Source organism: Lactobacillus sp. CA30L (genome assembly GCF_059900845.1).
On sequence record NZ_JBWXGB010000003.1, the window covers coordinates 30198 to 45629 of the forward strand.

14 protein-coding genes are annotated in these 15432 nt (G+C 42.0%); 6 read left to right on the forward strand and 8 right to left on the reverse strand.

From position 1 onward, the window contains the following. Window positions 1-73: 73 nt before the first annotated feature. Genes pdxA through AC2JF8_RS04275 form a run of 5 tightly spaced genes read right to left on the reverse strand, consistent with a single transcriptional unit; the run spans window position 74 to window position 5589 of the window. Window positions 74-1102, reverse strand: a complete 1029-nt coding sequence (pdxA, locus tag AC2JF8_RS04255; protein ID WP_500761346.1) for a 4-hydroxythreonine-4-phosphate dehydrogenase PdxA — start codon at window positions 1100-1102, stop codon at window positions 74-76. 21 nt (window positions 1103-1123) lie between these two features. Beyond that, window positions 1124-2026 carry a 4-hydroxy-tetrahydrodipicolinate synthase gene (gene dapA, locus AC2JF8_RS04260; RefSeq protein WP_500761348.1) on the reverse strand — a complete coding sequence of 301 codons (903 nt, stop codon included), beginning with the start codon at window positions 2024-2026 and terminating at the stop codon, window positions 1124-1126. Between the two features lie 19 nt (window positions 2027-2045). After that, a complete protein-coding gene (locus tag AC2JF8_RS04265; RefSeq protein ID WP_500761350.1) occupies window positions 2046-3203 on the reverse strand; it encodes an iron-containing alcohol dehydrogenase in 1158 nt (385 codons plus the stop codon). Between the two features lie 5 nt (window positions 3204-3208). Continuing rightward, window positions 3209-4354 (reverse strand): sialidase family protein, encoded by a 1146-nt coding sequence (locus AC2JF8_RS04270; RefSeq protein ID WP_500761352.1) that lies wholly within the window; start codon window positions 4352-4354, stop codon window positions 3209-3211. Beyond that, entirely contained in the window at window positions 4333-5589 is a 1257-nt protein-coding gene (locus AC2JF8_RS04275) for a four-carbon acid sugar kinase family protein (protein ID WP_500761354.1), read from the reverse strand. The genes AC2JF8_RS04270 and AC2JF8_RS04275 overlap by 22 nt, the downstream gene beginning before the upstream one ends. Before the next feature lie 164 nt (window positions 5590-5753). On the opposite strand from AC2JF8_RS04275, the gene AC2JF8_RS04280 reads away from it, so the two are divergent. Then, a complete protein-coding gene (locus AC2JF8_RS04280; protein WP_500761356.1) occupies window positions 5754-7493 on the forward strand; it encodes a PrpR N-terminal domain-containing protein in 1740 nt (579 codons plus the stop codon). A 122-nt stretch (window positions 7494-7615) separates the two neighbouring features. Here the strand turns inward: AC2JF8_RS04280 and AC2JF8_RS04285 are convergent, their stop codons facing one another. Then, window positions 7616-8902: an SLC13 family permease gene (locus AC2JF8_RS04285; protein WP_500761358.1), complete on the reverse strand. Its 1287-nt coding sequence runs from the start codon at window positions 8900-8902 to the stop codon at window positions 7616-7618. 239 nt (window positions 8903-9141) lie between these two features. Here AC2JF8_RS04285 and AC2JF8_RS04290 point away from each other — a divergent pair, with 239 nt between their 5' ends. Both AC2JF8_RS04290 and AC2JF8_RS04295 read left to right on the forward strand, forming a co-directional pair. Then, on the forward strand, window positions 9142-9414 hold the full coding sequence (locus tag AC2JF8_RS04290) for a hypothetical protein (protein ID WP_500761360.1): 273 nt from the start codon (window positions 9142-9144) through the stop codon (window positions 9412-9414). 26 nt (window positions 9415-9440) lie between these two features. Beyond that, entirely contained in the window at window positions 9441-9917 is a 477-nt protein-coding gene (locus tag AC2JF8_RS04295) for a NanQ anomerase/TabA/YiaL family protein (protein WP_500761362.1), read from the forward strand. Window positions 9918-10074: 157 nt separating this feature from the next. On the opposite strand, the gene AC2JF8_RS04300 is transcribed toward AC2JF8_RS04295, so the two are convergent. Next, complete coding sequence (locus tag AC2JF8_RS04300; RefSeq protein ID WP_500761364.1) at window positions 10075-10965, reverse strand: LysR family transcriptional regulator; 891 nt, start codon at window positions 10963-10965, stop codon at window positions 10075-10077. A 121-nt stretch (window positions 10966-11086) separates the two neighbouring features. Here AC2JF8_RS04300 and AC2JF8_RS04305 point away from each other — a divergent pair, with 121 nt between their 5' ends. After that, on the forward strand, window positions 11087-11629 hold the full coding sequence (locus AC2JF8_RS04305) for a PAS domain-containing protein (protein ID WP_500761366.1): 543 nt from the start codon (window positions 11087-11089) through the stop codon (window positions 11627-11629). 64 nt (window positions 11630-11693) lie between these two features. Here the strand turns inward: AC2JF8_RS04305 and AC2JF8_RS04310 are convergent, their stop codons facing one another. Continuing rightward, a complete protein-coding gene (locus AC2JF8_RS04310) occupies window positions 11694-12593 on the reverse strand; it encodes a LysR substrate-binding domain-containing protein (RefSeq protein WP_500761368.1) in 900 nt (299 codons plus the stop codon). Window positions 12594-12710: 117 nt separating this feature from the next. On the opposite strand from AC2JF8_RS04310, the gene AC2JF8_RS04315 reads away from it, so the two are divergent. Both AC2JF8_RS04315 and AC2JF8_RS04320 read left to right on the forward strand, forming a co-directional pair. Further along, window positions 12711-13496 carry an SDR family NAD(P)-dependent oxidoreductase gene (locus tag AC2JF8_RS04315; RefSeq protein ID WP_500761370.1) on the forward strand — a complete coding sequence of 262 codons (786 nt, stop codon included), beginning with the start codon at window positions 12711-12713 and terminating at the stop codon, window positions 13494-13496. A 14-nt stretch (window positions 13497-13510) separates the two neighbouring features. Next, window positions 13511-15319, forward strand: coding sequence for an FAD-dependent oxidoreductase (locus AC2JF8_RS04320; protein ID WP_500761372.1), 1809 nt, complete (start codon window positions 13511-13513; stop codon window positions 15317-15319). Window positions 15320-15432 lie beyond the last annotated feature (113 nt).

Below are 15432 nucleotides of genomic sequence, written 5' to 3' on the forward strand. Positions count from 1 at the left end.
ACTGAAAATTACAATTTTTACATTTTCTGATATGCATACAGAAAAGACGGAAACGAGTCGTTTCCTTGACCCTTTAGTCATTTTTAGCTAGTTTAATTGCGTAATCAACTGCATTTTCCAGACTTACTTCATTAGCCGTACCCTTAAGCACTTGGTCAAAAGCCGTACCGTGATCAACAGATGTCCTAATAATTGGTAACCCTAGCGTAACATTAATCCCCGCAACACTACTCCATTTTTTCTTCTTTTCATCATATTGGAAACCAATTACTTTGACCGGAATATGACCTTGATCATGATACATTGCCACAACAATGTCATACATGCCCCCAATACATTTAGCAAAGACTGTATCAGCTGGAATTGGACCTTCAACATTAATTCCCTTAGCTTGCATCTCTTTAACAGCTGGGGCGATTTCCTTAATTTCTTCATCCCCAAACAGTCCATCTTCACCAGCATGTGGATTTAGACCTGCTACTGCAACTCTAGGATTTACAATTCCCAAGTGCCGACATACTTCATCCGCCAGACGAATGCACTCCTCAACACGGGGCTTTTTCACTAAATCACAAGCCTTACGCAAAGAAACATGCGTTGAAATATGAACTACCCGCAAATTTCCGTGGGCCAGCATCATTGTGTAGTTGGGCGTATCGGTAAACTTGCCGTATATTTCAGTATGCCCGGCATAATGGTGTCCTGCTAGATTCATTGCCTCCTTATTCAAGGCATTAGTGACCGTCGCATCAACTTCGTGACTATTAGCCAGTTCAATTACTTTCTTAACGTATTGAAACGCGGCGTTGCCAGCCATCTTGCTTACCTGACCAAATTCAAGCTTATTAATATCAACCTCATGCATGTCATAAACATCCATCGTACCAAACTGAAACTTAGCATCTTGAACATTCCTAATGTTATTCAGCTTTAGCTTACGGTCAGGCAATACTTCCATTACCCTTTTAAGCACATTGCTGTCACCAACTAAAAGCGGACGGCACTTTTCGTAAAGATCCTTATTTTGAAACACCTTTAGAGAAATTTCTGGTCCAATACTTGCAGGATCACCCATTGTGATCCCAACAATTGGTTTATCCATCAGTTTTATCTCCTTTATCAATTATTTCTTATACTTACTGTAATATTCATCCAAAGTTGTCTGAATCGTCTGTACAGCCTCTTGGGTTAATCCATTGAACGGCGCACGCGGCATTCCTACGGGAAAGCCCATCAAATTGGTAGCTTCCTTAACGATTGTGTTGGGATTGCCCAGCTTGAAGCAGTTTCTGAACGGACGAATTGAGTCTTGCGCCCTCCGGGCTGCCTCCCAGTCGCTATCTTCAAAGTGCCGGTAGATGGATACCATAATATCTGGCAAAACATTTGCACAAGCAGCAATGCCACCGGTGCCACCCGCCTTTAGGGTCCATAAAATTAATGAATCATTACCAGAGATAACGGAAAAATCCTTGTCCCGTGTCAGTTCAATGTACTGTAAAATATTATCAAAATTGCCACTTGAATCCTTTACACCAGCAATATTAGGTAAATCTGCTAAACGAGCAACAGTTTGTGGAGCCAAAGCATTACCCGTACGTGCAGGAATATTATAAAGCAAGATTGGAATATGAACCGCTTCGTTTAAAGCCTTATAGTGCTGATATAGGTCTTCTTGTGATGCCTTGGCAAACCACGGGGTAATTACGGAGAGGGCATCAGCACCAAGATCTTCAGCTTCTTTTGATAATTCAATGGTCTCAGCCGTTGAAACACAACCAGTACCTACATATACCGGCACACGGTGATCTGCTTGTTCAATCACTGCCTCCATCACTTTTAACTTTTCATCGTGACTCAGAATATAGCCCTCGCCGTTGGTTCCTAGTGTGAAGACGCCACTAATTCCAGCAGCAATTTGCCGGTCAACTTGATTGCGCAACTCTTCAAAGTTTACCCGCCCGTCGTCATCCATAGGGGTGACCATTGCGGCAATAATACCATGTGCAATTTCTGCTTTGCTCATTTTAAAATCTCCTTTTAAATCACATTACTGACTTGTAGACCTTTTCAACATCTTCACGGGTTAATTCCTTCATGTTGTGACTAAGCAAACGCTTCTGTTCAAGTGCAGAATCAACCAGGAAGTCTAAGTCAGAATCCTTGACGCCAAATTTCTTTAAATCGGTTGGAATTTCCGTTTTCTCAACTACCTCAGCAATTTTATCAATGACAAAATCGGCCTTCTCATCGACACTCTTACTGCCTTCTTCCGGCCAAATATTATCGTAAAGTGACGCCAAACGACCTTTAATTGCAGACTTATTAGTTTCCATTCCCGCTTTAAACAAAATTGCATTGGAAACCCCATGTGCAATATGGAATTTACCCCCCAATGGGTAAGACAAGGCATGGACAATGTTGGTTCCAGAGGCTGTAATCGCAACCCCGCCGTAAAATGCTCCTAATTGCAGCGCTTCACGGGCGGCAATATCTTCTGGATCCTGGTAAGCCTTAATAATATTCTTAAAAATCAGCTTAGCACCTAACAGGGATACGCCATCACTCATCACCGTTGCATTCTTAGCGGTATAGCATTCAACGCAGTGACTCAAAGCATCGATTGCAGATGAGGCCAAAATTCCTTTAGGCAAGTTCTTAACGTTGTTAACGTCGAGAAGGACCAAGTCTGGAAGCATCGCGTCTGAGACAATGCCAAACTTAACCTGTTTTTCCGGAATTCCCACAATTGCATTAATTGTAGCTTCTGAACCCGTACCGGCAGTAGTTGGAATAAAGACCGTTGCACAATGCTTTTGTGCTCTAGTTGGATCATCAATCAGATCCTTAACACTCAATTCCGTGTGTAAAAGCAATGAAATCAATTTAGCCGCATCCATGACTGAGCCACCACCAATGGCGACAATCGTATCAAAGTCGAATTTGCTTACCTTTTTGAAAAGTTCATCAACCTGAACGTAACTTGGTTCTGGTTTGATTTCGGATTCAATTTGGTATTGCACCCTATTTTCTTTGAAGTAGTCCTCCAAGGGCTGAACTAGTCCCGCATTAAGCAACCCTTGATCAGTAAAAAGCAAAACATTAGTGTTTTTCCTGGTCTTAAGGAATGTTCCCAAATTGTCTAATAGATTCTCGCCCAAATAAACTCTTTGTGGTAATTGTAAAAATGCTTGTACTGTCATCTTTTTTATTCCTTTCCTTCTTTAACCCAATCTTCGGTTAATTCAACAAATGCAATGTTTTGTCTAAAATACGTAAAGGTCAGATCAATCTTTCCATCTAAGGTAGGTTTAACCGACGGATATGAAAATTCTTTGTTCTTCTTATCTTTTGAATTATTAGTCAGTGCATAGCCACTGCCTTCTGCAACATTTCTAACGTACGGCCAAGTTTTACCCTTATCTTCTGATAATGCAACCGTCATCGGCGCACGCGGGGCTCCCCAAAAAGCTACTTTGCCATGATCTTGACCAGGTGCATCTTTGGCCTCAGTTTCCTCAGAAAATAGCGATAGTCTCCTGACCTTAGCGTCTTTTGCACTAGAATTGTTAAAGGCCAAAATCAAATTGCCATCTGGTAAAAGGGCGGCTTGAATAGATGAATTATTATTGGGCAAGTCGATTGCTTTTGGTGCTGACCAATTAATGCCGTCCTCTGAAAAAGTACGGTAAATATAGTCGGCCCAGCGACTTCTAAATAAGCCGACATATCCACCATGGTTCAGCAACTTGACGATACTCATCTGGACGCAGCCACGGCTTGCAGGAATTTCGTGTTCCGTCCAAGTCCGGCCCTCATCGTTTGTAACCCGAACGCAGCTGTAATCATAACTGCCGTCCCAAGCCTTGCCATCATTTTTGACTACGCAGTGATACAGGGGTAGCAGCCATTTGCCCTTATCGGTCACGACTAGCGGATGCCGAATAAACAAGCCGGTTTCACCCGGAAAAAGATTGCTCTGGTTACTCCACGTTTGGCCGCCATCCCGTGAAATACGGTACTGAACGATTGCTGTATCCTGGTTGCCGCCTTCCTGCGAAGTATATAACAGCCAAATGTCACCCTTTGGCGTCTTAAACAAAACTGGATTCTGGTCAGAACGACCAAGATTGTTCGACATTGGCACTGGCTTTGACCATTTACTCTCACCATTTTTCATACGTGCGAGAAAAATGGTAATGTCGTCTTTACCCTCCTCTGTACCAGAAAACCACGTACAAAGGGTATCACCATTAGCCAACATCAATAAGTTTGAAGCATGACTTTGAATACCTGAATCTGGTAATAGCATGGTTCTTTCAAACTTAGCGGTTAAGCTTTCTTGCAGCTCCATGACAGTTCCTCCTTTGTTCCTAAAGAACGTAATTTATTTAGACCAAACATAATTAAACTCGAATCTCCGAAGGCACCAGCCTTGGAAATCATATTAATACCATCAAACTCGCCACCCGAAATCGTTAACAGCGGCATGCCCAAAGCAACTTCTTCTTTGATAACGGTTCCTTGGGCCTTAACCATTCGTAAAATACTCTGCGCAGTTGCTCCACCAGTAACAAACAATCCAGAAACGGAAAACTTGTTAACTATTCTCCGACATGTTCCTGCTAGCGTTGTTTGCACGATTTTTTCCATTTCGGTTTCACTAATTCCTGCCGCCTTAAACTTTGCCTTGGTCTTCACTAGGTCATTTCGCTCAAGCGAAGCAGAAGATACTAGGGCCAAATTGTTGCCCTCTTTTAATACCTGCAGAGCCTGATCAACGTATTGCGAATAATTTTCTGCTTTATATATTTCGTAAATAGGCAACGAGATGATTGCTAATCCATTCTTTTGTGCATATAGAATTTGCTCTTTGGTTTTGCTGCTCACGCTACCAACTAAGGCAATCGCAGGAGCACTTGACTTGCTTTCTTTAACCATTCCTTCAATCAATCCCGAGGAACCAATCCATAAAATTTGGCCCTTAAGATTTTGAAAAAGGGCGGTAATTTTAGCAAAATCACCATCGTTTTCTGTGTCAAAACCAAAGCATCTTTTACTTAAATCAAGTTCTTGACCGGACCTTAGCTCATGCAATGAATAGTACTGAACACTGTCTGCACCGAAACTGTTAGTTAAAATCTGTTCAACGTTGGCCAGTTTTACAGGTTTAACTGGATCATGGGCAAATTCTGTTTTCTTCAAGTCAGTGCCGTTAACGAATAATCTTTTATTGATTACCTGTCTTCCTAAAGCTGGCAGAGCTGGCGCAAAAACCACATAATCGGGATTCAAGCGCTCACTGAGTGCCTTCAGTTCTGGAATAATGTTGCCCCTCAACGTTGAATCCACTTTTTTGTAAATGACGTCAAAGCGCTTAAGATCAATTGAATTTAAAATCGTCTTAACCTTTTCGTAGGCCTTTTTTTCAGGATCATTTCTTGTTTCAGTATCAATTACGCAGGAAGTGTGCGGAACAATATTAATTGCTGAAAAAAACACATTTACTGGCATACCTTCTTCTGTAAGCTTAACCCCGGTATCATTTGCGCCAGTGAAATCATCAGCAATTATCAGAAACTTATTCATTTTTTCACCTCCCATCTCGTGTTCTGTTTACATACTTAATATTAAATTGATTTAACTGAAAGCTGTAATTTTTATTGTTTAATTTTTAAACGCTATTCACCATTAAAGAAAAGAAGTATAATTAATGTAAAATTACGTTTCAATTTGAAACAAAGGAGGTAAAAATGACCGCTAAAATACTTTGCATAGTACCCTATCCGGGGCTTAAAACCAAGGTGCAGCTTTTTTTTGAAAAAATGGCTGCGGAAAATCCTCATCTCAACGTTAAAATCCAGATTGAATTGGCTAATCTAGCAAACAAACGGGAATTAACTAACCTGGTTAAGAGCAATTACTTTGATCTGCTTCTTTCACGCGGCGGAACCGTTGATTTTTTGAAGGGACAAACTAATGTCCCTGTAATCGATATTGGAATCTCACAATACGATATTATTCGAACAATCACGAGTATTCCCGATTTGGGTAAAACAGCTATTATTTGCTATGATGCCTTTAACAAGGCTATTACCGAGACTCTGGCCCAATTTAATCTTAAAATAACTAAATTTGTAGTTAAGAAAAAAATAGATATAAAAAAGGCTATGGAGCAGTTATCAAGCAAGGGTTATAAGAATATTATCTGTGATTCCGGCGTTATTGCCAGTTCGAACAATATCTACCACTTCAGTTCATATTTAATTGAATCCGGTGATGAAGTCGTGCACCATGCCATCGAAACTTGTTTTCTTTTACTCAAAGAAAAGCAAAAAAACGTCAATTACTTTGAATTGCTTTCTGAGTCCCTCCAAGCGTTTCATAACTACACCCTTTTCTTTGCAAGGGATAATTACTTTGAAGTTCTCTTTAGCAGCAACAAAAAGAAAACAGCAATTTTGGCCCAAAAGGTTAGGAAGGCTATCAATGAACACAAACAGCTGGTCTTTTTTGATGATGCTTCGTGGCATTTAACTATTAAGCAAACTGATCATTTTTCCCTTGCTACTTTGGATAGACTTGAAAAAAATAGCCATTATCAGGACAAGCCACAACGAGACCTTAATTATATTTCCTCAATATATTCAATTTGTTATGATCAACATTTCTTTAAGCTGCTTGACTACTATGCTGGTTTGCCTACACCCGTATGTATTGCGGGTGCAGATGGACTCAGAAAGACATATCTATCCAGGCTAATTGCTAAAAAGGCCGGCAAAAATCACCTACCACTTATCGAAATCTCACTTTCCAATCATGAGGAATTAGAGCAGGCTATTACTGACAACAGCTCACCCTTCTTTGAAAATAATAATCTTGTCCAAATTTCTGGAATTGAGAAAATGCGTCAAGGCGACTTACAGGATTTCTTTACGTTTATTCGCAAGTCAAACCTTGCCAGTAGAAATAAACTAGTATTCTTAATTAGCCAAGCATACGGTACTAAACTAACAGTTGATTTTCCAAATGACTTAAACGTTAACCAACTATTTTTAAAACCCCTAAATGAAATGTCATACGAGGTTTTTAACCAGTTAGTGCGCTCGATTCTCAACGACTTTAGCCTTAAAACCGGTAAAACTTTTTCTGGTGTATCCGATACTGCTTTAGATCTATTATCGAGCTATGCTTGGCCGCACAACTATCGTGAATTTATTCAGGTTTTGACGACAGCACTGGCAACTGCAACAGGTCCAATTTTAAAGGGGAAGGATATTGAAGAAATATTGGATCAATTTTCAATTGCGGAAAAATCGCGTCCCGAACAAACAGCTGATTCCACACATAATTTAGAAACTAAGGGGCAGACTCTACATGATGCTATTGTGCAAATAATTAAGGATAAGCTCAAAGAAAATCACGGTAACAAAACCAAAACTGCTCTAGAACTCAATATCAGTCGTGCAACTTTATGGCGCTACCTTAAGTAAAGTATTTTTTAAGATTCAATCTAAAAAGGCTGATAAATCGCGTTAACATGCGTTGATTTATCAGCCTCTTAATTTATACGTGCCTTTAAACTAAAAACACCTTTTTACATTCCTTTATTGTTCTATGCTGGAAACAGTAAACAGCATACTACTACCACCACCGTAATATATATTATCGTCAGCGGGATAGTATAGACAAAGGTGCGCCCAATCTTATAGTGGCCCTGAGCAACCGCAATACCAATCGCAGTATCCATCGGCATAATAATTGCTGCATTAGAAGCAATTACTGTAGCCAAACCTGCTGCACGCGGATCTAACCCAGAGGCTACAGCCACAGCAATAGCAATCGGCGTTAGAATCATCGTCGTGCCCATATTAGAACCAGTCAAGTTAGCCATGATAGTTGCAGCAAAGGCAAAGACCAAAGTGATAATCCAAATACTGGAATTGTTACCCAAAAGTCCCTGCAATCCTGAACCAATCATCTTAGTCACACCTTTAGCAGCCATAATGTCGGCCAGGCCAAACATGCCACCTAACAGGTAGATAATCGGACTTGACATGCCTTCACGTATTTCTTTGAAACTAATAATATTGCAGAAATACATTAGACCAATGCCTACTAGAGGAATAACATAGACAATATTGCCTAATTGGTTAGTAAAGAACATGGCAATAGTAGTGACAATAAAAGAAATATAGATTAAGTCTTCCTGCCAGGTCTTTAAATTATCGTCTGTAGTTTCTTCTTTATCCGCTTGATCTTCACCGGCATCAATTTTAAGGTCTTTTTTGGGTAAAACCCGATAAGCCACTAAAGAATAGACGAAGGCAACCAACAGTGGAATGGCACCGGCAATAATCCAGGTTCCCATTCCTACAGTATGACTAAAGCCCGCATTGGTAATGAAATTATTGAGGGCCAATACATAAACCATCGTCATGCCCATCGGAACCTTGCGGGCGCCAATATCAACCATTGAAGCAAGTGGCAATAGCATTTGGCCCGAAGGGATGCCGCTTCCAGCTGGCAGTGTTGATAACACTAGACAAATCAGTAAAGTTGCCGGACCCGGTTCCATTACCGTCATTAAAATAATGGTAAACAAGAGTAGTACTGCGAATAGTGTAAGTCCGCTCTTGCCTTTTTGAACTTTTAATAAAAATGCTTGTAATTTATGAATGGCGCGTGTTTTTGCAAACAGCGAACTGATAATAACATACCCAGCGGTTAGGATTGTGTTGTTATTGATAAAACCGCCATATGCTTGCTGTACTGTTGCTGTTCCTGTTAAAACCAAAATTGTACATGCAGCAACGGGTGCAAATCCAAAGTCGAATTTATCAGAAACCATTGCTATGATCATTACCGCCATAACAATTAAAACAATGTATGCTTGTGACATTTAAATGACCTCTTTCAAATAAAATAATCGGGGCAATCGCTTACATTTATATGCTAATAGAATTTAACATTCAACTGCATTATTTATTGTCTTATTTTTAAACACAATTTGCGGATAAAATCATAAATCAGTATTTTAAAATATCTATTGTCTTATTTTTAAACGGTAAATAATAAAACTATTCTTTTCGACAATATAGAATAAAGTTGTAAACAATTAATTTGAAAGAAGGTAAATACATGGCAGATAAAGAAAATACACAGATTGATCCCGAAAAATTCGCTTATAACTTTGCTACTGTAGCTAGGCGTATGAACTACTCAGACCAGGATTTAATACCTGAAGCCAAAAAGTTTTTGTTGAGTTACCTTACGGCTTACTATTTAATCGATGATTTCAATGATATTGAAAAAACCGAATTCAACGGTGACAAGAAACTGAGCAATTTATCCTTTGATGAAATGGTCAATAAGATTCAAAAACTTAATTCGAAGCAAATGCTCAATAATTAATTATTTTTGTAAAGAAAGGAATTATAATGATTTTTGCCAATATTAATGATCTGACAACCAACTTTATTTGTCAGAATCAATACTTAGCCAAGGCGTTTGACTGGTTGAAGAAAACTGATTTAAAGAAATTAAAAGTTGGAAGATATGACCTAAATGATGGTATTTTTGTAAAAATTCAGGAATATGATACTAAAGAAGAAAAAATGGGTCGGTTTGAAAATCACGAAGAGCACCTAGACTTTCATTACCTGATTGCAGGTGAGGAAATAACAAGGATAACTAAGCCAACCGGTCTAAAAGAAACGGACAACGCATTGGGGACAGCCGATGACGTTGCCCATTATCAACGCTTTGATGGTCCGGCAACTTCAATTTGCTTACACCCAGGGGATTACCTTATTTTATTTCCGGAAGATGCCCATGAGGCCTGCCTGAATTTGGAACGCAATGCCGTACCCTGCAAAAAGGCCGTAATAAAAGTGCCCATCAAACTGTTACAGTAAACATGCAATTTTTGAACTAAAAACCACCAGTTTTATTTCATCTTTACAAATAAACCGGCACTCTGTATGAGCGCCGGTTTTGCTTTGCCATTTAATATTTAATCCACTGAGCCTATCGTTCAACTTGACCAATTAGAAAAAGACATGGGCTAATTTCTTAATCTTCAAACTTGAATTCCTGCACAAACTTGATGAACTGGCGGGCTATCCTCTTGTGGTTGTTCTCCGGGGTAATAATCGTCAGGTCCACCGTCGGTTCCCAATCTATCGGAACATAAGTCAAATCATTGTCCAGTTCAGCGTAAATGCAGTAGAGTCCGAGGGCAATTCCCTGGCCGCTCTTAATCAAGATATTCAAAGAAGAAAGATCATTGGCATAAGCAACCTCAATCTGATCATTCAGGTGCATGATTTTGCTCTGCAGATTGATTAGGTCGACGGCGGCCCAGTTATTGTCCAAGAAGAGCATCTTTTCGCCCTGAAAAGCGGTCAACTCCAGTGTTGCACGCTTGCTTAGCGGATTATCCCGGGGAACAATGGCCTTAAACGGCTCCGTTTCAACCAGATATTGCTTGACTCCGCTTAGATCAGCAGCTTCGCTGCCCGTGGTAATCATAACGTCCAGCTCAGCGGACAGTAAATGCTGCTTTAGTTCGTTACGGTTCAAATCCACAACCACAAATTTGACCTTGGGGTGAATCTTTTGAAACTGTTTAATCCAAATGGGAATATAGTGGTCATTGAAGAGCGTGTAAGAATAGCCCAGAGTTATCTGCGAATTTTCCCGCAAGTCAATTTCTTGAATATCCTGCACGGCGGAATAGTAATTGTTAAGCAGCGGCCGGATCTTTTGGTAAAAGGCCTGACCGTTCTTGGTAACGTTGACGTAGCGCTTATTGCGGTTGAACAGCTTGACTCCAATTTCACCCTCAATTGCATTAATATCATGGGTAACGGTCGGCTGCGTCACGTGCATCGCCCTGGCCGTCCTAGTGTAATTCCGCGTCTCAACCAAGTTGATGAACGTCGCTAATTTCTTAATATCCATAACTTTCCTTCATAAGTAATTTCTATTATTAATAACCGATATTAATTTCACTTATAAGTATAAATAAAATATACTTTTGGTGTAAACGATTTTACCAAAATATTAATTAAGGAGGATTTTTATGGTTAAACACACTGAAGAAGCAACCAGTACCTGGGTTGTTGAAACTTCCCAAAAAGTTAACGCCGCCAAGGGCACAGATTATGTCGAGCTGGATCAGGGTCTGATGACCGTCGACACGCTTGATGCAATGCTCAATTGCTTACCGCTCGAATTCATCACCATCGACAAGGACGATCGCTACGTGTACTGCAACAACGAGATTCCCAAGGAAAAGCTGCTTTCACCGCGCTGGCCAGAAAAGTTGGGCCAAACCCTAACCGACGTCCACCAAAAAACGTCCATGCCGCACGTTCAAAAAATAATGGACTATGCCAAAACCGGTAAAACTTACAAATTGGTTAAGCCAAGCAAGGACCAGTACATGGTTGCCTACTTCAAGGACATGCGCGACAAAAACGGTGACTATGCTGGCGTTACAGAGTGGATTGTTGACCTGTTACCGACCATTAAGTGGTACTTAAAGGAGACTGGCCAAAAGCTGGTACCTGACGAAAATAACAATCCTGCCGATGTGGTCTCAGGTGCGTCCGAGCAAAAATAACCGCACTGTAAATTCTTTACCAACAGACATTCATAAGTGTTCCCACAATGTTTAGAAGTAAAAACTAATTGTTTGGAACACTTTTTTGTTCCTGTTGGATAAACCTAATAAATTTTTGAACTATTTGTCTGTTATTGTTTTTATTAATAACCGCACCATAGACTATTCTAGGACTTTCCTTTATTGGAACGTGCGCCAGCCCCTCTCTGTGCTCCTCATAGATAAAATTCAGGCCCATTGTGATACCCTGCAAAGAATTCACAAGAATAAACGCGCTCATTATATCATTGGTATAAGTAATATTTAAATTGCCATTTACACTGATAATCTTATTTTGCAAGTTAACCATCTCGACACCCGTCCAGTCATTATCTACGAATATCATGCTTTGATTTGAAAAATCGCCGAACGCTAATTCTGCTTTATTAGCTAAGGGGTTGTTTTGGGGAACAATCGCAAAAAATTCATCTTTAACTAACGGATAGAATTTTATGTTCTTGAGGTCTGAGGCATCACCCTCACTAGTCAAAAACAGGTCAATGTTTTCGTTTTCCAGATATTGCTTCAACTTGTTATGGTCTAAGATCGTCACGTTAAACTTGACGTTAGTGTGCATTAAGCTGAACTTCTTTATCCATTGCGGAAGAATATCTGTATTGTAGGGCGTAACCGTGCAGCCAATGGTGATAATATCCGCATCCTTTTTCTCATTATCGCGGATGCTCTGGAGCGCCAAATAGTATTTATTTATCAGCGGCTTAACCTGGTTATAGAAAATCAGGCCGTTTTTAGTCGGCACCACGTGCCTCTTGTTGCGGATGAACAATTGCTGACCAACTTCGTCTTCAACTGTCTTGACAATATAACTTACGCTCGGCTGGGTCAGGTTAAGGTTCTGCGCCGTCCGGGTGAAGTTTGTGGTTTCGACTAGATTAACAAAAATCCTGAGTTTACTAATATCCATAATTGTATTTCCTTATTACATATCAAAGATTTCTATTTCTATTATAGACATACACCATCTATAATATCTACTGGAAGCGTTATTTCAGATAAGATTTTCATAGAGAGGATACACACGATGGATTTCGGTTTAAAAGACAAAGTTGTCGTCATCACCGGGGCAACCGGTGGTGTCGGCCAGGCTTTGGTAAAGGAATTTGCAAAAGAAGGGGCCAAATTATCTATTTCTTCTACTAGCCAAGAAAAGCTGGACCAGTTTGTACCGACCCTTGACGTTGATTCGGACTACCTCCTGACTTCGGTTGTTGATGTAACTAAAGAAGAACAGGTCAAAGGATTAATTGCAAAAACGGTCAGTCATTTTGGGAGCCTGGACGTTTTGGTACCGAACGCCGGTGATGAGGGTAAGTCACTACCTATCGAGCAGCAAACTTACGCAAACTTCGAGCACACTTACGCGGTTAACGTGTTTGGAGTCATGTACTGCATGAAGTACGCGGCACCCCAGATGGTCAAGCAGAACCACGGTCACATTGTAGTTATCGCCTCAGACGGATCAATGGTCGGTGCACCAGCAATGTCCCACTACTGTTCGTCCAAGCACGCCACACTCGGCCTGGTTAAGAGTGTAGCCATGGAGCTGGGGCCGCACGGTATCAACGTTAACGCAGTCTCTCCGGGAGCAATCAATACTGATATGATGAAGCGGATTGAAAAGATGGCTTTCCCTGATCTCACTCACGAGGAAGCGTACAAAAAATATGCGGTCGGTTATCTTGATAACCGTTACGCTACGCCGACTGAAGTTGCCGACGTGGCAGTGTTTCTGGCTTCTGAACAAGCAAATCACATTAATGGTGGCGCGATACGCATGGATAACGGAATGGAAAGTACAAGCAGATAAACGGAGGTAAAATCATGACTAAATATCGTGCAGAAGAAAAAGGCTTCCACGGCGTACTGACCGCTGTTGTGAATGTTAATGAAGAAACAGGTGCCATTGTCAACGTTGCAGCTGAAAACGTATCCCCAGATACAGTTGGCGCCGCCGGCGTCAAGCAGTGGCTTGCCCGGGCCAATCAGGAACAATCCGTCGAGGTCGACGCCGTCTCGGGTGCGTCAATTTCAACTGGAGCACTGAGACTGGCTGCCATCAGGGCTGCCAGCCAGTCAAAAGCGGCGGTGCTTAAGTCAAATGCGGACGCACTGACCGGTGCTTCCCAGGCCGGTGCCCACACGGAAGACAACGGCATTCCCGCTCCCGCAAACTTTCCGCTATTAAAGGAAATCATTACTGAAGACGACATCCCCGAATACGACGGTGAATATGACGTCATCGTCGTTGGTGCTGGCGGCGCCGGTCTGGCAGCTGCTGCCACTGCCGCCGAGAATAATGCTTCCGTCATGGTCATTGAAAAGCAGGGCATTGCCGGCGGCACGACCAATTACTCCGGCGGCGTTATTCAAGCAGCCGGAACCAAATTGCAAAAAGAAGCCACCAAGTACCAGGATGATACACCCCAAAACCATGAGGCCGAGTACATGAAGGCCGGCGAGGGCCGCGTTTATGAAGACTTAATTCATGATTTCACCCAAAATTCACCCCAAAACATTGACTGGCTGGGCAAGATGGGTATCAAGTGGAACAACGTTTATGGTCACACCGAGATTCCTTATGCCCAAAAGAACTTTACAGATCGCATTCACGTCTATGAAGGTGGTGGAGCCAGTGGCAACGGCATTATTCTCACCCAGCATATGCTCAACTACGCATTGAAGCGCGGCGCCCAAATCACCTACAACACGGCAGCAATTGGCTTAATCACAAGCGGTGATCCAAATCAGCGCAAGGTTGTCGGTGTTGTGACCGAGGGCCGGGACCGGCAAGTGAAGTACCTGCGCGCACGTCAGGGCGTCGTTTTGGCTGCTGCTTCGATTGATCAAAATATCGAATTGGCCAAAGACTTAAGCCCGCAGCACTATGAGGACGTGAAGGCGCACCGCTGCTGGTCTGTTGCGACCGACCGCGGCGATGGTATTGTCATGGGCATGGCCATTGGCGCAGCCGTTACCGGTTTCGGCGGCACCATCGACTTTGACGCCCGCACGGGCAACGGCACCGATGACCGCGTACCAACTATCCCGTCAATCTTCGTTAACGGCAACGGCCTCCGCTTCGTCAACGAAGACGCCACCTACGCCTATGAATTCAGGGCTATCTTCAACCAGGAAAAGCAGCTGGACAAGCCGACCTACCAGATTTTTGGCCAAAGTTCGATTACAGGCAAAACTAGTCCGTGGAATGCAGAAACACTGGCTAGCGACGTTAAGAGCGGTCTTGTTATCGAAGCAGCCACAATTGAGGAGCTGGCTAAAAAGATCAACGTACCGGCTGAAAACCTAGTTAAAAGCGTTGCAACGTGGAACCAAAATGCGGCCACGGGTAGGGACCCTGAATACGGACGCAGCAATGGCATTGAGCCGTTCACCGGCCCCTACTACGCCTACCGCAACACGCCGGGCAACCTGGGCGCTCTGGGCGGACTCAAAATCAATAAGAATTGCAACGTGCTCGACGTCTACAACCAGCCGATTACGGGTCTATACGCCGCAGGCCTCAACGCTGGCGGGTGGCTGGGTTCCTATTATCCGGGTTCGGGTACCGCAATCGGCGGCATCGTTCACCAAGGACGCAGAGCGGTCAGGTCAATTCTAGGACTGGAATAATTTTATTCAATTAAAAAAGGATCTCTTTTCAGAGATGCTTTTTTACTTTAATAAAGGATTTAAAAATGTTAACTACACAAATTCCAGATTTTAACTGGCAAGCAGAATATGAT